The following is a 16,379-nucleotide window of genomic DNA, read 5'->3' as shown; positions in this document are numbered from 1 at the left end:
TCGTTTTCGAACCGGGTCGCCTCGGGGTGCAGGGATATCCTGCCTGCAAAGCGTCGGGGAAAAACCCGCCGCGCCAAGCCTGACAAGCCTTGCCTGACCAGCCGGCCCTGATAAGAGAGACGCCAAGATGAGCCCAGCCGAACTTCACGCCGACAGCATCGTCATCGATGGCCTGATCATCGCCAAATGGAACCGCGAGCTGTTCGAGGACATGCGCAAGGGCGGCCTGACCGCCGCCAACTGCACCGTGTCGGTGTGGGAAGGATTCCAGGCGACGGTGAACAACATCGTCTCCAGCAGCAAGCTGATCCGCGACAACAGCGACCTGGTACTGCAGGTGCGTAGCACCGCCGACATCCGCAAGGCCAAGGAGCAGGGCAAGACCGGCATCCTCTTCGGCTTCCAGAACGCCCACGCGTTCGAGGACCAGCTGGGCTACGTCGAGGTGTTCAAGCAGCTGGGCGTGGGCATCGTGCAGATGTGCTACAACACCCAGAATCTGGTCGGCACCGGCTGCTACGAGCGCGACGGCGGTCTCTCCGGCTTCGGCCGCGAGATCGTCGCGGAGATGAACCGCGTCGGCATCATGTGTGACCTGTCCCACGTCGGCTCCAAGACCTCCGAGGAAGTCATCCTCGAGTCGAAGAAGCCCGTCACCTACTCCCACTGCCTGCCGTCCGGCCTCAAAGAGCACCCGCGCAACAAGTCCGACGCCGAGCTGAAGTTCATCGCCGACCACGGCGGATTCGTCGGCGTGACCATGTTCGCGCCCTTCCTCGCCAAGGGCATCGACTCGACCATCGATGACTACGCCGAAGCCATCGAGTACGTGATGAACATCGTCGGCGAGGACGCCATCGGTATCGGCACCGACTTCACCCAGGGCCACGGCCAGGACTTCTTCGAGTGGCTGACCCACGACAAGGGTTACGCCCGCCGCCTCACCAACTTCGGGAAGATCGTCAACCCGCTGGGCATCCGCACCGTGGGTGAATTCCCCAACCTCACCGAAACCCTGCTCAAGCGCGGCATGCCCGAGCGCGTGGTGCGCAAGGTCATGGGCGAGAACTGGGTGCGCATCCTCGGCGAAGTCTGGGGCGAGTAATCCGCTTTTCCCCTCTCCCTCCGGGAGAGGGCCGGGGTGAGGGCTGTCGCGCTCACCCGTAGAACCCCTCACCCCAACCCTCTCCCCCAGGGAGAGGGAGCCAAAAGAATTGGAGCGAAACCTCATGGCCAAACACGCCCCCGAACTGCCCATCGAAGTCGACAGCGAAACCGGCGTCTGGACCTCCGACGCCCTGCCGATGCTCTACGTACCGCGGCATTTCTTCGTCAACAACCACATGGGCATCGAGGAAGAGCTGGGCGCCGAGCGCTACGCGCAAATCCTCTACAAGGCCGGCTACAAGTCCGCCTGGCACTGGTGCGAGAAAGAAGCCGAGTGCCACGGCCTAGTCGGCGTGGAGGTCTTCGAGCACTACATGAAGCGCCTGTCCCAGCGCGGTTGGGGCCTGTTTCAGATCGAGCAGATCGACCTCGACAAGGGCACTGCCCAGGTACGCCTGAAGCATTCGGCCTTCGTCTACGTCTACGGCAAGGTCAACCGCAAGGTCGACTACATGTTCACCGGCTGGTTCGCCGGCGCCATGGACCAGATTCTCCAGGCACGCGGTAGCGAGCTGCGCACCGCGGCCGAGCAGGTCTACAGCGGCGCCGAGGAAGGCCATGACGACGGTCTGTTCGTCGTCAAACCCCTCTGATCCACGACTTCGGCACCGGCGGCCCGTGGGCCGCCACCACAACAAGAAACCTCTGATCCCGTGAGGATGCCGCAATGGCTTTCGAGGCAATGTTCCAGCCGATCCAGATCGGCAAGCTGACCATCCGCAACCGCGTGCTCTCCACCGCCCACGCCGAGGTCTACGCCACCGACGGCGGCATGACCACCGAGCGCTACGTGAAGTATTACGAGGAGAAGGCCAAGGGCGGCATCGGCCTGGCCATCTGCGGCGGTTCCTCCGTGGTCGCCATCGACAGCCCGCAGGAATGGTGGAGCTCGGTGAACCTCTCCACCGACCGCATCATCCCGCACTTCCAGAACCTGGCCGACGCCATGCACAAGCATGGGGCCAAGATCATGATCCAGATTACCCACATGGGCCGCCGCTCGCGCTGGGACGGCTTCAACTGGCCGACCCTGATGTCGCCCTCGGGTATCCGCGAACCGGTGCACCGCGCCACCTGCAAGACCATCGAGCCGGAAGAGATCTGGCGGGTGATCGGCAACTACGCCCAGGCGGCACGCCGGGCGAAGGAAGGCGGCCTGGACGGCGTCGAGCTGTCCGCCGTGCACCAGCACATGATCGACCAGTTCTGGAGCCCGCGCGTCAACAAGCGGACCGACGAGTGGGGCGGCACCTTTGAGGGCCGCATGAAGTTCGGCCTGGAAGTGCTCAAGGCCGTGCGCCAGGAAGTCGGTGACGACTTCTGCGTCGGCATGCGCATCTGTGGTGACGAGTTCCACCCGGACGGCCTGTCCCACGACGACATGAAGCAGATCGCCAAGTACTACAGCGACACCGGCATGCTCGATTTCATCGGCGTGGTCGGCTCGGGCTGCGACACCCACAACACCCTGGCCAACGTCATCCCGAACATGACCTACCCGCCGGAGCCCTTCCTGCACCTGGCCGCCGGCATCAAGGAAGTGGTCAACGTGCCGGTGCTGCACGCGCAGAACATCAAGGACCCGAACCAGGCCACGCGCATCCTCGAAGGCGGCTACGTGGACATGGTCGGCATGACCCGTGCGCACATCGCCGACCCGCACCTGATCGCCAAGATCAAGATGGGCCAGATCGACCAGATCAAGCAGTGCGTCGGCGCCAACTACTGCATCGACCGCCAGTACCAGGGCCTGGACGTGCTGTGCATCCAGAACGCCGCCACCTCCCGCGAATACATGGGCGTACCGCACATCATCGAGAAGACCACCGGCGTGAAACGCAAGGTGGTGGTCGTTGGTGGCGGCCCGGCCGGCATGGAAGCGGCGCGCGTCGCCGCCGAGCGCGGTCACGAGGTCACCCTGTTCGAGAAGAAGGACCAACTGGGCGGGCAGATCACTACGGCCTCGAAAGCCCCGCAGCGCGACCAGATCGCCGGCATCACCCGCTGGTACCAGCTGGAACTGGCGCGCCTGAATGTCGACCTGCGCCTGGGCACCGGCGCGGACGCCGACACCATCATGGACCTGCGCCCCGACGTGGTGGTGCTGGCCAACGGTGGCCATCCCTTCCTCGAGCAGAACGAACACTGGGGCGCTGCCGAAGGGCTGGTGGTCAGCAGCTGGGACGTGCTCGACGGCAAGGTGGCGCCGGGCAAGAACGTGCTGGTCTACGACACTATCTGCGAATTCAGCGGCATGTCGGTGGCGGACTTCCTCGCCGACAAGGGCGCCCAGGTGGAGATCGTCACCGATGACATCAAGCCCGGCGTGGCTATCGGCGGCACCACCTTCCCGACCTACTACCGCAGCATGTACCCCAAGGAAGTGATCATGACCGGGGACCTGATGCTGGAGAAGGTCTACCGCGAGGGCGACAAGCTGGTGGCAGTGCTGGAAAACGAATACACCGGCGCGAAAGAAGAGCGGGTGGTCGACCAGATCGTCGTGGAGAACGGCGTGCGCCCGGACGAGAGCCTGTACTACGCGCTCAAGCAGGGCTCGCGCAACAAGGGCCAGATCGACGTCGAGGCGCTGTTCGCGATCAAGCCGCAGCCGTGCCTCAGCGAGGCTGGCGATGGCTACCTGCTGTTCCGCATCGGCGACTGCGTGGCCCAGCGCAACACCCATGCCGCGATCTATGACGCGCTGCGTCTGTGCAAGGACTTCTGATACAGGCCCGGTAAGGATCTCCGGCTGGCTCGGATAGCCCCCTCTCCCGCTTGCGGGAGAGGGCGGGGGGAGAGGGTGTTTCAGGCCATGCGCAGTGCCGGCTCGAACACCCTCTCCCCCCGCCCTCTCCCTGAAGGGAGAGGGGACTGGTCCGGAGTCCCCATTTCGGTCCCTGCGAGGAGACCCATGACAATGCTCAACATCATCCTCCCTATCCTGCTCTTCAGCGCCCTCGGCCTCGCCGTGCTGGGCGCCGTGAAGCGCTTTACGATGTGGCGCCGCGGCCGGCCCGCCCAGGTCGACTGGATCGGCGGCCTGCTGAAGATGCCGCGCCGCTACCTGGTGGACCTGCACCACGTGGTCGAGCGCGACAAGTACATGTCGAAGACCCACGTGGCCACTGCCGGTGGTTTCGTCGCCGCCGCGCTGCTGGCCATCCTCGTGCACGGCTTCGGCCTGCACAGCCGCATCCTCGGCTTCGCCCTGCTGGCCGCCACCGCGCTGATGTTCTGCGGCGCGCTGTTCGTTGCCAAGCGCCGCCTCGATCCGCCGTCGCGGCTGTCGAAAGGCCCGTGGATGCGCCTGCCGAAAAGCCTGCTGATGTTCTCGGCGAGCTTCTTCATCGCCACTCTGCCGGTGGCCGGCATCCTGCCGGAAGGTTTCGGTGGCTGGTTCCTCGCTGCCATCCTCGCCGTCGGTGTGGCCTGGGGCGTGTCCGAGCTGTTCTTCGGCATGACCTGGGGCGGGCCGATGAAGCATGCCTTCGCCGGCGCCCTGCACCTGGCCTGGCACCGCCGTTCCGAGCGCTTCGGCGGCGGTCGTTCCACCGGCCTCAAGCCGCTGAACCTGGAAGACCCCATGGCGCCGCTGGGCGTCGAGAAGCCCACCGACTTCACCTGGAACCAGTTGCTCGGCTTCGACGCCTGCGTGCAGTGCGGCAAGTGCGAGGCCATGTGCCCGGCCTTCGCTGCCGGCCAGCCGCTGAACCCGAAGAAGCTCATCCAGGACATGGTGATCGGCCTGGCTGGCGGCAGCGACGCCAACTTCGCCGGCTCCCCGTATCCGGGAAAACCGCTGGGCGAACACCGCGGCGGCCCGCACCAGCCCATCGTCGAGCTGGACGGCAAGGCGCTGGTGGATGCCGAGACCCTGTGGTCCTGCACCACCTGCCGCGCCTGCGTCGAGGAGTGCCCGATGATGATCGAGCACGTCGACGCCATCGTCGATATGCGCCGCCACCTCACCCTGGAAAAGGGCGCGACCCCGAACAAGGGCGCCGAGGTGCTGGAAAATCTGATCGCCACCGACAACCCCGGCGGCTTCGCCCCCGGTGGCCGGCTGAACTGGGCGGCGGACCTGAACCTGCCGCTGCTGGCCGACAAGCAGCAGGCCGACGTGCTGTTCTGGGTCGGCGACGGTGCCTTCGACATGCGCAACCAGCGCACCCTGCGGTCCTTCGTGAAGATCCTCAAGGCCGCCAATGTCGACTTCGCCGTACTCGGCCTGGAAGAGCGCGACAGTGGCGACGTGGCCCGCCGCCTGGGTGACGAAGCCACCTTCCAGGCCCTGGCCAGACGCAACATCGCCACCCTGTCCAAGTACCGCTTCAAGCGCATCGTCAGCTGCGACCCGCACAGCTTCCACGTGCTGAAGAACGAATACGGCGCGCTGGGCGGCGACTACCAGGTGCTGCACCACACCACCTTCATCGACGAGCTGGTACAGAAGGGCGCGCTGAACCTCGGCCAGAGCAAGGCCGCCAGCGTGACTTACCACGACCCCTGCTACCTCGGGCGCTACAACGGCGAGTACGAAGCGCCACGCGCTGTGCTCAAGGCCATCGGCATCGAGGTCAAAGAAATGCAACGCTCCGGCTTCCGCTCGCGCTGCTGCGGCGGCGGCGGCGGCGCGCCGATCACCGACATCCCCGGCAAGCAGCGGATTCCCGACATGCGCATGGCCGACATCAAAGAGACTGGTGCCGAACTGGTGGCCGTGGGCTGCCCGCAATGCACCGCGATGCTCGAGGGCGTGGTCGCGCCCCGCCCGGAGATCAAGGACATCGCCGAACTGGTTGCCGAGGTCCTCATCGAGGCCACCGAGGTGCCGGCAAAAAAGCCTTCGCTGGCGCGCCGTGAAGAAACGGCGGAGGTGCACTGATGAACTCGCCGGAAGCCTTCGTAGGGCGGATAAAGCCAACGGCTTTATCCGCCGTCTCGACGTCATCGGCGGATAACGCTGCGCGTTATTCGCCCTACAGCTGCCTGGAGCATCGAGCATGAGCGACATCATCCGCCGCGACCCGCGCGCCGAGTGGATCGCCCGCAACCGCCTGCATCCGCTGCACGCGGCCATGCAATCGGCCCTGGGCGGTGAGAGCCGCTGGATGGGCCCCGACGGTGTGGTACGCAAGAACCCCCATGCGGTCGGCTTCATCGGCCCCAATGGCGTCAAACGCATCGACCGCTCCGGTGGCCAGCAGGGCACCGGCGGCAAGCGCGGCAGTGCTCCTGAAGTGGTGCAGCTGCCGCTGGTGATTCTTGAAGAGCCGGCGTTCCTGATTGCCGTGGTACCGGACATGGTCGGCGGCCGCCTTTCCAGTCACGACCGCGACCTGCTGGGCCTGGCCCGCAAGCTCGCCGGCAGCGATGGCGCGGTGCTGGCTGTGGTGTTTGGCGAGCACAAGGAAAGTGCCTTCGATACCGCCGGCGTCGACCGCCTGCTGATGATCGAAGGCAACGAGTACGACGGCTACGCCCCGGAACAACGGGTGCTGGCGCTGCGCTCAGCCAATAGCCAGTTCGCTCCGCGCCACTGGTTGCTCCCCGACAGCCGCAGCGGTGGCGGCGAACTGGGCCGCCGCTTCGCCGCGAGCCTGGGCGAACGCCCGGCGACCCGCGTCTGGCAGGCCGAAGGCGAGCGCTGCGTCGGCCGTGCCGGTGCCGGTCAGCAGGACCTGCACCGCGAGCTGCCGCGCCTGATCCTGGCCGCTGCCGAGTGTGCCGAGCCGGTCAGCGAGACCCGCCACGAAGCCCGAGCCGTGGAACTGGACTCCAGCGTCGCGCGCAACATCCCGCGTATCGAAGACCTCGGCCCGGTGGCCGTGGACCCGGCGCAGATTCCCATGGCCGAGGCGGAGTTCATCCTCTCCGGCGGCAATGGCGTGAAGGACTGGGACCTGTTCCACCGCGCTGCTGTCGCTCTCGGCGCCACCGAGGGGGCTTCCCGCGTGGCGGTGGACGACGGCCACATGCCGCGCGCTCGCCAGGTCGGCGCCACCGGCACCTGGGTGACTGCGCGGGTCTATCTCGCCGTCGGCATTTCCGGGGCGATCCAGCACCTGCAGGGCATCGGCTCCTGCGACAAGGTGGTGGCGATCAACATGGACCCGGGCTGCGACATGATCAAACGCGCCGACCTCTCGGTGATCGGCGATTCCACGGCGATCCTCAAGGCGCTGATGGCCCTGGCCGAAGCCCATCGCAATGGAGCGGCGCGCGATGCGGCCTGACGCCTCCGGCATCCTCGCAGGGCGCATAAAGCCACAGGCTTTATCCGCCACCATCGTCACAACGGCGGATAACGCTGCGCGTTATTCGCCCTACGTCGAGATTGCAGCATGAACGACCTGAATATCGTCGCCCTGGTTTCCATTGGCGCCCACCCGGCCTCCGGTCGTGCGCGCCGTGCCGACCAGGATGCCCGCGCGGTGGAGCTGGGCATGAGCCTTGCCGGCAAGCGCCTGCGGGTGGTGCATGCCGGCGACGCCGGGGAGGAAGCGCTGCGCGGCTACCTCGGCATGGGCCTGGACGAGCTGGCGGTGCTGGAGCAACCCGCAGGCGCCGACGCCCTGCCGGCGCTGGCGGCTTACCTCGGCGACAGCGATGCGCAACTGGTACTCACCGGCACCCAGGCGGAAACCGGCGAAGGCTCGGGCATGCTGCCGTTCCTGCTGGCTGAGCGGCTGGGCTGGCCGCTGGTGGTCGGCCTGGCGGAAGTGGAGAAGGTCGAAGGCGGCAGCGCTCAGGTGCTGCAGGCCTTGCCCCGTGGCCAGCGCCGCCGGCTGAAGGTTCGCCTGCCCTTCGTCGCCAGCGTCGACAATGCCGCGCCGGTGGCTCGCCAGAGTGCCTTCGGCCCGGCCCGCCGCGGCTACCTGGAAGCCCACGAGGTGGAAGTGCTGGACGACCCGCTGCTCGCCGAAGGCAATCTGCAACCGGCGCGCCCGCGTCCCAAGCGCCTGAAGGTGATCAAGGCGAAGACCGGCGCCGAGCGCATGAAGGCCGCCACCGCCAAGGCTTCCGGCGGCACCGGGCAGGTGCTCAAGGACGTCACGGCTGAAGCGGGCGCCGAGGCGATCTTCAAGTTGCTCCGCGAAGAGGGTGTGATCCGCGTCTGATACCGCGCTCCCTTTAGGAGCGCCCCATGGGCGCGATGGCGGGCATGGCTCTCTCCTGCAGATGTCCGCGCCAGCGAACCTTGCGGGCGATTTCCCGGTCGAAATCACGCTGGCGGCCGGAAATCATTGAAATGACACGAGAATTATCTCGTAAGCTATTGAATTGACAGTATACGGCTTGTCAGAAGATTCCCGTTTCTGCTGGCCCCGCCGCGCCCCTTTCTTTATCCTCCGCACCCTTTGAAAGGCTTTGCGGAGGCTCCCATGCTTGATTCCACCCTCGAACAACTTGAACAGCTGGTCGCCGAACTGCTGCAGCAGAACGAAGTGCTGGTGCAGGACAACGCCGCTGTGCGTGAAGAGCTGCTCAAGGCCCGTGAGGAAAACGACAGCCTGCAGCTGTCCCTGATGGAGCAGGAAGAGAAGCACAACGCCACGGCCACCCGCCTGCAGGCGCTGATCCGCCGCGTCAGCGACAGCCGCGCCCACGCATGAGTGGCGACGGCGTCCGCGTCCTGCGCATCCTCGGGCGCGAATACAGCGTCCGGGCGCCGGCCGGTGAAGAGCGCCGGCTGCAGGACGCGGCCGCGCTGTTGCAGGCGGAGATCACCGCCAGCAAGAAGAAATTCCCCTACGTCACCAGCAATGAGCTGATGGTGCTTTCCGCGCTCAACCTCTGTGCCCGTCAGCTCGGTGCGCAGGACGGGGAGTGCGACGAGGCGGACGCCGTGGAGCGTATCGCCGCCCTCAACCGCCGGATTCTCGATCACCTGCAACGGCAGGACTGATTCCCGCCGGGCCTTCTCGCTCCTATAGGCACTGCCCTGGGACGCGCCCTCTTGTCACGGGTGAGTCCGTGACTGCGCCATTCCCTCACCCCAGCCCTCTCCCGGAGGGAGAGGGAGCAGATTGTGCCGGCTGACGCTATGGTTTCCGCCCGCACCTGACGGTCCCCTCTCCCCCTGGGAGAGGGTTAGGGTGAGGGCCGACCCGAGCGCAGAGCTATCCGTCCGCAATGCTTTTCGTCTTGCCCGAAACGCAGGCAAAAAAAAGGGGACACCGGGGTAAGCGGTGTCCCTTCTAAAGGAGAGTGGGCCAAGAGGCCCCTCAACCGGTGAGACGTGGCGCTTCGGACAAGTCCGCCGCGCCGGGCATAAAAGAAGGGAGTGGGGGTAACCAATCCCTGAAAGGTGAGGAAGGAGTACTCCCCCTCAACCGGTGAGACGTGCCCGGCTCGCACCGGGCGGGTGATCAGGCGCGCAGCGGAATCAGGCGCGGGGCGATCATGTTTTCCGGCAGCAGGATGTCGGCCAGGGTGGCTTCGTCCAGCAGCTGTTCCTCGCGAACCAGTTCCAGTACGCCGCGGCCGGTTTCCAGCGCGATCTTGGCGATGCGGGTGGAGTTCTCGTAGCCGATGTACGGGTTCAGCGCGGTGACCAGGCCGATGCTGTGCTCCACCAGTTGGTGGCAGCGCTCGACGTTGGCGGTGATGCCGGTGATGCAATGCTCGCGCAGCATGTCCATGGCGCGCTGGAGCAGGCGGATCGAGTCGAAGATCTTGTAGGCGATCAGCGGCTCCATCACGTTCAGCTGCAGCTGGCCGCCTTCGGCAGCGATGGTCAGCGCCAGGTCGTTGCCCATGATTTCGAAGGCGCACATGTTCACCGCCTCCGGGATCACCGGGTTGACCTTGCCCGGCATGATCGAGCTGCCCGGCTGACGCGGCGGCAGGTTGATCTCGTTGATGCCGGTGCGCGGGCCGCTGGACAGCAGGCGCAGGTCGTTGCAGATCTTCGACAGCTTGACCGCGGTGCGCTTGAGCATGCCGGAGAACAGCACGAAGGCGCCCATGTCGGAGGTGGCTTCGATCAGGTCGGCGGCCGGGACGACCGGGTGGCCGCTGATTTCAGCCAGGCGCTCGACGGCCAGCTTCTGGTAGCCGGGGTCGGCGTTGATGCCGGTGCCGATCGCGGTGCCGCCGAGGTTCACTTCGGTCAGCAGCTCCGGCGCCAGGCGACGCAGGCGGTCGAGATCTTCGCTCAGGGTGGTGGCGAAGGCGTGGAATTCCTGGCCGAGGGTCATCGGCACCGCGTCCTGCAGCTGGGTACGGCCCATCTTCAGTACGCTGGCGAACTCGACGCCCTTGGCGGCGAAGGCCTGGATCAGGCTGTCGAGGCTGGCCAGCAGGGTGTCGTGGCCGAGCAGCAGGCCCAGGCGGATGGCGGTCGGGTACGCGTCGTTGGTCGACTGCGCCATGTTCACGTCGTTGTTCGGGTGCAGGTGCTTGTACTCACCCTTGGTGTGGCCCATGGCTTCGAGCGCGATGTTCGCGATGACTTCGTTCGCGTTCATGTTGGTCGAGGTGCCGGCGCCACCCTGGATCATGTCCACCACGAACTGGTCGTGGAAATCGCCACGGATCAGACGGGCACAGGCTTCGCTGATGGCGGCGTGCTTGTCTGCCGGCAGGTGGCCGAGCTTGTGGTTGGCATCGGCTGCCGCCTGCTTGACCATCGCCAGGGCGACGACCAGTTTCGGGTAGTGCGACAGCGGCACGCCCGAGAGGCGGAAGTTGTTCACAGCGCGCAGGGTCTGAATGCCGAAGTAGGCGTCAGAAGGTACTTCGAGGGTGCCGAGGAGGTCTTTCTCGATGCGGAACGATGCAACAGGGGACATGACAGAGATTGTCTCAAAGGAACACGGCCAGTGCCGCGATGCCCGGTAGACTAGGGATTTCGCCTTTCGTCGGCCAATGCTGTTAAAGGCTGCCTCATGCACGAACGGCATAATGTACCCTGTGACGAATTGATGACGGCGAGCGTGTGACTGTGCTACGCGCGCCCGGCTCCTGACCAATCGATCAGCGTGTGACAGCGTTGGAGTTGACGTGAACCTCGAGACCAAATGGCTGGAAGATTTCAGCACCCTGGCCACCACCCGCAGTTTTTCCCAGGCCGCTGAAAAGCGCTTCGTGACGCAGCCGGCCTTCAGCCGGCGCATCCGCAGCCTGGAGGACGCCCTCGGCCTGACCCTGGTGAACCGCCAGCGCACGCCCATCGAGCTGACCGAGGCCGGTCAGCTGTTCCTGGTCACCGCCCGCGCGGTGGTCGAGCAGCTCGGCCAGGTGGTGCGCCACCTGCATCATCTGGAAGGCGGGCAGGGCGAGGTGCTGCAGTTCGCCGCCGCGCACTCCCTGGCGCTGGGCTTCTTCCCGGCGTGGATCGCGCGCCTGCGCTCCGAGGGCCTGAACATCGCCAGCCGCCTGGTGGCGACCAACGTCGGCGAGGCGGTGCACCTGCTGCGTGAAGGCGGCTGCGATCTGATGATGGCCTTCTACGACCCGGACGCCGCGCTGCAGATGGACCCGGAAGTCTTCCCCTCGCTGCACCTGGGGCGCACCGAGATGCTGCCGGTTTGCGCGGTGAACTCCGCCGGCGTGCCGCTCTACGACCTGGACAGCGGGCAGAGCGTGCCGCTGCTGGCGTACAGCGCCGGCGCCTTCCTCGGGCGCGGGGTGAACCTGCTGCTGCGCCAGCGCAACCTGCGCTACACCACTGTCTATGAAACGGCGATGGCCGACAGCCTGAAGAGCATGGCGCTCCAGGGCATGGGCGTGGCCTGGGTGCCGCGCCTGAGCATGGAGTCGGAGCTGGCGCGCGGCGAGCTGGCGCTGTGCGGCGGTCCGCACTGGATCGTCCCGCAGGAAATCCGCCTGTACCGCTGCGCGCTGGTGCGCAAGGCGCAGATTCGCCTGCTCTGGCGCAAGCTGGAAGGCGGCCTGGGGCTTGACGAGACGCCTTGATCCGCAGGACTGAGGCGGACGACCGGGACTGTTCCGTTTATTTGATAAGCATTATCATTTGCGGCTTTCCAGGGTCTTCCCCTCGCGCCGGCTTCGGTGCGAACCGCTGGCGAGCTTCCATCCCCGATGCCCCATTCCGACCGCCCGGCCGACTCCCGTGCCGCGGACGCCCCGGCGCCCGCCGAGGCGATGCCGCGCGAGGATTTCCTGCAGGTATTCCTGTCCCAGCGCCCGCGCATGGAGGCGCTGGTGCAGCGTCGCGTCGGTTGCCGCGCCACGGCGGCGGACCTGGTGCAGGACCTGTTCCTGCGCTTCTGGAAGCGTCCTCAGGCGCCGGTGGAAGAACTCGGCAGCTACCTGCTGCGCAGTGCGCGCAACCTCGCCATCGACCATCTGCGCGGCGAGGACTCGCGCGGTCGCACCCTGAGCGCGCTGCTGCCCGATGACGACGATGCCCAGCCTTCGCCCGAACAGGCGGTGCAGGCCGGTGCCGACCTGGACCTCATAGAAGACGCCCTGCGCCAGTTGCCCGAGCGCACCCGCCACATTTTCCTGCTCAGCCGCGTACACGGCCGCACCTACGGCGAGATCGCCACGGCCATGGGGCTTTCCCAGAGCGCGGTGGAAAAACATATGATGCGCGCCCTCGATGCCTGCAAGGCGAGCCTGTTGCCCGCCGCGCCGGCCAATCGCCGTGGAGCCGCCGACCGATGAAGCCCGAAATCGCCACCTCGCCCGAGGACGCCCAGCGTCAGGCGCGCCAGTGGCTGCTGCGTTTGCAGGATCGCGGCGGCGAAGCCTGGCTGGGTGCTTTCCAGGCCTGGCTGGCGGCTGATCCCCGGCACGCCAGCGCCTATGCCGAAGTCGATGCGCTGTGGCAGGCCAGTGCCGCACCGGCGCAACGGCTGGCGGTGGAGGAGGATGCTGCCCTGAACGCCTATCTGGCGCAGATGGATCGTCCCGCCATCCGCCGCGCGCAACCCAATCACCGACGCTGGGGCTATCCCCTGGCCAGCGCCGCCTGCCTGCTGCTGATGCTCTGGACCGGTGGCTGGTGGTCGCCGGGCAACTGGCTCACCGACCTCTCCGCCGACTACGTCAGCGCGCCGGGCGAAGTGCGCGAGATCACCCTGGATGACGGCTCGCGCCTGACCCTGGATGCCGACAGCGCCGTTGCCGTCTCCCTGGATGGCGAGCAACGCCGCGTCGAGCTGTTGCGCGGCGCCGCCTCCTTTGCCGTGAAGCACCTGCCCAAGCCCTTCGTGGTGCGTGCGGGCGAAAGCGAAGCGCGGGTGCTGGGCACCGAATTCGAAGTCCGTCGCCTGGGCGAGCAGACCCGTGTCACCGTCGCCGAAGGCCGCGTCTCGGTGCGTGGCAGCCGCGCGGTGGGCGTGCCGGAAGTGGTGCTCGGCGCGGGCGAACGCGTCGGTATCGACGGCACGAAACTGGGCGACGCGCAGCCCGCCGACGCCCAGGCCGCGCTGGCCTGGCGACAGGGCTGGCTGACCTTCTACCGCGCGCCGTTGGGCGAGGTGCTGGAGCGCCTGGGTACCTACTATCCGGGGCGCATCGTGCTGCTCGATAACGAACTGGCGCAGCGTCGGGTCAGCGGCAGTTTCCGCAGCGCCGACCCACAGGCTGCGCTGGATTCGCTGCAGGCGGTGGTGGGCTTCCGCCAGCAGCCGCTGCTCGGGCGTTTCGTGCTGATTCGCTGAGCGCGGAAAATATTTTCGAAAAAGGGATGAGGTACCGAGGCGGCTGCTCCGTGTAGTGGTCATGAATGCGATTTATTCGCATGTGAAGTCGACCTTTCGAGCAAGTGAGCCCCCGATGACCCCGCTGCGCCGCGCTGTCCCCGAACTGTCCCTGAAACCGCTCGCCGCCTTCGTGCTCGGCACCGCCCTGGTCGCCGCGCAGGCGCCGGCCGCGTTGGCGGATGAAGTCGCCGCCAGCTCCGCGCTACTGGCGAAACATGGGTTCGCCATCACCGCCCAGCCGCTGCCCCAGGCGCTCAGCGAGTTCAGCCGGGTGACCGGCCTGAGCGTGGTCTACACCGATGAAACGCCGTACGACCTCAAGGCCCCGGCAGTCTCTGGCCAGCTCAGCGCCAACGACGCGCTGAACCGCCTGCTCGCTGGTTCCGGCTACCGCTTCCGCGCCCTCGACGGTCATACCCTGACCCTGGAGCGCCTGCCCGCCGATCCCCTGAGCCTGACCGACACCACCGTCACCGGCCAGGCCGCCGCCACCAGCTACCAGCCGGAGCCGGTGGCTTCCATCGGCCGCAGCGACACGCCGGTGCTGGAGACTCCGCAGAGCATCGTCACCGTCCCGGCGCAGGCGCTGCGCGACCAGAAGCCGCGCAACCTCGACGACGCGCTGGGCAACATCAGCGGCGTGACCCAGGCCAATACCCTCGGCGGCACCCAGGATGCGGTAATGAAGCGCGGCTTCGGCGACAACCGCGACGGCTCGATCATGCGTGATGGACTGCCCTCGGTGCTGGGCCGCAACCTCACCGCCACCGCCGATCACGTCGAGGTGCTCAAGGGCCCGGCCTCCATGCTCTACGGCATCCAGGACCCGGGCGGCGTGGTCAACGTGGTGAGCAAGAAGCCGCAGCTGCAGCAGTACAACGCCGTCACCCTGCGCGGCTCGACCTTCGCCCATGGCAAGCAGGGCAGTGGTGCGCAGGTCGACAGCACCGGCGCGCTGGGTGAAAGCAACCTGGCCTACCGGCTGATCGTCGATCACCAGGACGAGAACTACTGGCGCAATTTCGGCCAGCAGCGCGAGACCCTCGTCGCGCCGTCGCTGGCCTGGTTCGGCGAGGACACCACGGTCAACCTCAGCTACGAGCATCGCGAGTTCAAGACGCCGTTCGACCGTGGCACCGCCATCGACCCGCGTACCAACAGGCCGCTGGATATCCCGCGCACCCGCCGGCTGGACGAGCCGTTCAACATCACCGAAGGCCGCTCCGACCTGAGCCGCCTGGACATCGAACACCGTCTCGACGATGCCTGGAAGGCGCACCTCGCCTACGGCTGGACCCGCGAGACCTACGACGACAACCAGGCGCGGGTGACCAAGGTGAACAGCAACGGCACCGTGACCCGCCGCGTTGATGGAACCCACGGCGCGGTGAGCAGCGACAGTTTCGCCACCGCCAGCCTGAACGGCGACCTGCAACTGGGTGGATTTCGCCACGAGCTGGTGGTCGGCATCGACAGCGAGAAGCGCAAGATCTACCGCGCCGACCTGATCCGCGACACCAAGAACACCACGCTGAGCTACCTCGACCCGGTCTACGGGCAGATTTCTCCCGCTACCAGCGTCAGCGCCAATGACAGCGACCAGACCGACAAGCTGCGCAGCGACTCACTGTTCCTGCAGGATTCCTGGCACCTGGACGACCACTGGATTCTGGTCGCCGGCGGGCGCTACCAGATGTACGACCAGTACGCCGGGCGCGGCCGGCCGTTCAAGGCCAACACCGACATCAGCGGGCAGAAGTGGGTGCCGCGCGCGGGTGTGGTCTACAAGATCAACGACGAGGTCTCGCTGTATGGCAGCTACACCCAGTCGTTCAAGCCCAACTCCACCATTGCGCCGCTCTCCACCGGCGAGGTGATCGACTCGGCGATCCAGCCTGAGGAGGCTTCGTCCTGGGAAATCGGCGGCAAGCTCGACATTCCCGGCCGCGTCACCGCGAACCTGGCGTTCTTCGATATCCGCAAGCGCAACGTGATGGTCACCCAGCTCGACGCCAACGGCGACAGCCGCGTCAGCACCGCCGGCAAGGTGCGCTCCTATGGCGCCGAGCTGGATGTGACCGGCCAACTGAGCGAAAGCTGGAGCCTGCTCGGCAGCTACGCCTGGCTGGACGCGGAAGTGACCGATGACCCTGAGCTGGAAGGCAACCGCCTGCAGAACGTGGCGAAGGAAACCGCCTCGCTGACGGCGGTGTACGACGCCGGCTCGCTGCTCGGCGGCGACGATCTGCGTCTTGGGGGCGGCGCGCGCTATGTGGGCAAGCGCGCGGGCGACCCGTCCAACTCCTTCGAGCTGCCGTCCTACACCGTGGCCGATGCTTTCGCCAGCTACGACACCAAGCTGGGCGGGCATAACGTCGGCTTCCAGTTCAACGTGAAGAACCTGTTCGACCGCACCTACTACCCGTCGGCGGCAAACAACCTCTACGTGGCCATCGGCGAACCGCGGCAGTTCGAATTCTCGACCACCGTGGAGTTCTGATCCGGAAGACGCGTTCGCTTTGTAGGGCG

At 66.5% G+C, this 16,379-nt stretch carries 13 protein-coding genes; 12 read left to right on the top strand and 1 reads right to left on the bottom strand.

Annotated elements, in window-relative coordinates:
• The first annotated feature begins 127 nt into the window (after positions 1 to 127).
• The 8 genes from IB275_RS30025 to IB275_RS29990 all read left to right on the top strand — a co-directional run bounded on the left by IB275_RS30025 (position 128) and on the right by IB275_RS29990 (position 9,079).
• Positions 128 to 1,105: a dipeptidase gene (locus IB275_RS30025; RefSeq protein WP_192294638.1), complete on the top strand. Its 978-nt coding sequence runs from the start codon at positions 128 to 130 to the stop codon at positions 1,103 to 1,105.
• Positions 1,106 to 1,229: 124 nt separating this feature from the next.
• The gene (locus IB275_RS30020) at positions 1,230 to 1,760 is read left to right on the top strand and encodes a DUF5943 domain-containing protein (RefSeq protein ID WP_192294640.1); all 531 of its coding nucleotides are present in this window, start codon (positions 1,230 to 1,232) and stop codon (positions 1,758 to 1,760) included.
• Between the two features lie 74 nt (positions 1,761 to 1,834).
• Positions 1,835 to 3,895, top strand: a complete 2,061-nt coding sequence (dgcA, locus tag IB275_RS30015) for a dimethylglycine demethylation protein DgcA (protein ID WP_192294642.1) — start codon at positions 1,835 to 1,837, stop codon at positions 3,893 to 3,895.
• 192 nt (positions 3,896 to 4,087) lie between these two features.
• Positions 4,088 to 6,055: a dimethylglycine demethylation protein DgcB gene (gene dgcB, locus IB275_RS30010; protein ID WP_192294704.1), complete on the top strand. Its 1,968-nt coding sequence runs from the start codon at positions 4,088 to 4,090 to the stop codon at positions 6,053 to 6,055.
• Between the two features lie 118 nt (positions 6,056 to 6,173).
• Positions 6,174 to 7,406, top strand: a complete 1,233-nt coding sequence (etfA, locus tag IB275_RS30005; RefSeq protein ID WP_192294644.1) for an electron transfer flavoprotein subunit alpha — start codon at positions 6,174 to 6,176, stop codon at positions 7,404 to 7,406.
• A 108-nt stretch (positions 7,407 to 7,514) separates the two neighbouring features.
• Complete coding sequence (etfB, locus tag IB275_RS30000) at positions 7,515 to 8,291, top strand: electron transfer flavoprotein subunit beta (RefSeq protein WP_138213641.1); 777 nt, start codon at positions 7,515 to 7,517, stop codon at positions 8,289 to 8,291.
• 264 nt (positions 8,292 to 8,555) lie between these two features.
• Positions 8,556 to 8,786, top strand: coding sequence for a hypothetical protein (locus IB275_RS29995; protein WP_138213642.1), 231 nt, complete (start codon positions 8,556 to 8,558; stop codon positions 8,784 to 8,786).
• Entirely contained in the window at positions 8,783 to 9,079 is a 297-nt protein-coding gene (locus tag IB275_RS29990; RefSeq protein WP_081519136.1) for a cell division protein ZapA, read from the top strand. The genes IB275_RS29995 and IB275_RS29990 overlap by 4 nt, the downstream gene beginning before the upstream one ends.
• Before the next feature lie 463 nt (positions 9,080 to 9,542).
• Here the strand turns inward: IB275_RS29990 and aspA are convergent, their stop codons facing one another.
• Positions 9,543 to 10,967 (bottom strand): aspartate ammonia-lyase, encoded by a 1,425-nt coding sequence (aspA, locus tag IB275_RS29985; protein WP_192294646.1) that lies wholly within the window; start codon positions 10,965 to 10,967, stop codon positions 9,543 to 9,545.
• A 211-nt stretch (positions 10,968 to 11,178) separates the two neighbouring features.
• Between aspA and IB275_RS29980 the strand changes: the two genes are divergently transcribed.
• The 4 genes from IB275_RS29980 to IB275_RS29965 all read left to right on the top strand — a co-directional run bounded on the left by IB275_RS29980 (position 11,179) and on the right by IB275_RS29965 (position 16,350).
• Positions 11,179 to 12,093 (top strand): LysR substrate-binding domain-containing protein, encoded by a 915-nt coding sequence (locus tag IB275_RS29980; RefSeq protein ID WP_184597678.1) that lies wholly within the window; start codon positions 11,179 to 11,181, stop codon positions 12,091 to 12,093.
• A gap of 126 nt (positions 12,094 to 12,219) precedes the next feature.
• Positions 12,220 to 12,807: an RNA polymerase sigma factor gene (locus IB275_RS29975; RefSeq protein ID WP_192294648.1), complete on the top strand. Its 588-nt coding sequence runs from the start codon at positions 12,220 to 12,222 to the stop codon at positions 12,805 to 12,807.
• A complete protein-coding gene (locus IB275_RS29970; RefSeq protein ID WP_192294650.1) occupies positions 12,804 to 13,808 on the top strand; it encodes a FecR family protein in 1,005 nt (334 codons plus the stop codon). The genes IB275_RS29975 and IB275_RS29970 overlap by 4 nt, the downstream gene beginning before the upstream one ends.
• Positions 13,809 to 13,923: 115 nt before the next feature.
• Positions 13,924 to 16,350 (top strand): TonB-dependent siderophore receptor, encoded by a 2,427-nt coding sequence (locus IB275_RS29965; RefSeq protein WP_192294652.1) that lies wholly within the window; start codon positions 13,924 to 13,926, stop codon positions 16,348 to 16,350.
• Positions 16,351 to 16,379 lie beyond the last annotated feature (29 nt).

Source organism: Pseudomonas sp. PDM21 (assembly GCF_014852505.2).
Classification (GTDB): Bacteria; Pseudomonadota; Gammaproteobacteria; order Pseudomonadales; family Pseudomonadaceae; genus Pseudomonas.
The sequence above is the reverse complement of the archived record's forward strand: the minus strand, read 5'-3'. Positions and strand labels throughout refer to the sequence as shown.

Coding starts and splice junctions, on each gene's coding strand:
- IB275_RS29995 (WP_138213642.1), top strand. CDS start 8,556: ATGCTTGATTCCACCCTCGAACAACTTGAACAGCTGGTCGCCGAACTG.
- IB275_RS29970 (WP_192294650.1), top strand. CDS start 12,804: ATGAAGCCCGAAATCGCCACCTCGCCCGAGGACGCCCAGCGTCAGGCG.
- IB275_RS29975 (WP_192294648.1), top strand. CDS start 12,220: ATGCCCCATTCCGACCGCCCGGCCGACTCCCGTGCCGCGGACGCCCCG.
- IB275_RS29990 (WP_081519136.1), top strand. CDS start 8,783: ATGAGTGGCGACGGCGTCCGCGTCCTGCGCATCCTCGGGCGCGAATAC.
- IB275_RS29965 (WP_192294652.1), top strand. CDS start 13,924: ATGACCCCGCTGCGCCGCGCTGTCCCCGAACTGTCCCTGAAACCGCTC.
- IB275_RS30020 (WP_192294640.1), top strand. CDS start 1,230: ATGGCCAAACACGCCCCCGAACTGCCCATCGAAGTCGACAGCGAAACC.
- etfA (WP_192294644.1), top strand. CDS start 6,174: ATGAGCGACATCATCCGCCGCGACCCGCGCGCCGAGTGGATCGCCCGC.
- IB275_RS30025 (WP_192294638.1), top strand. CDS start 128: ATGAGCCCAGCCGAACTTCACGCCGACAGCATCGTCATCGATGGCCTG.
- dgcA (WP_192294642.1), top strand. CDS start 1,835: ATGGCTTTCGAGGCAATGTTCCAGCCGATCCAGATCGGCAAGCTGACC.
- aspA (WP_192294646.1), bottom strand. CDS start 10,967: ATGTCCCCTGTTGCATCGTTCCGCATCGAGAAAGACCTCCTCGGCACC.
- dgcB (WP_192294704.1), top strand. CDS start 4,088: ATGCTCAACATCATCCTCCCTATCCTGCTCTTCAGCGCCCTCGGCCTC.
- etfB (WP_138213641.1), top strand. CDS start 7,515: ATGAACGACCTGAATATCGTCGCCCTGGTTTCCATTGGCGCCCACCCG.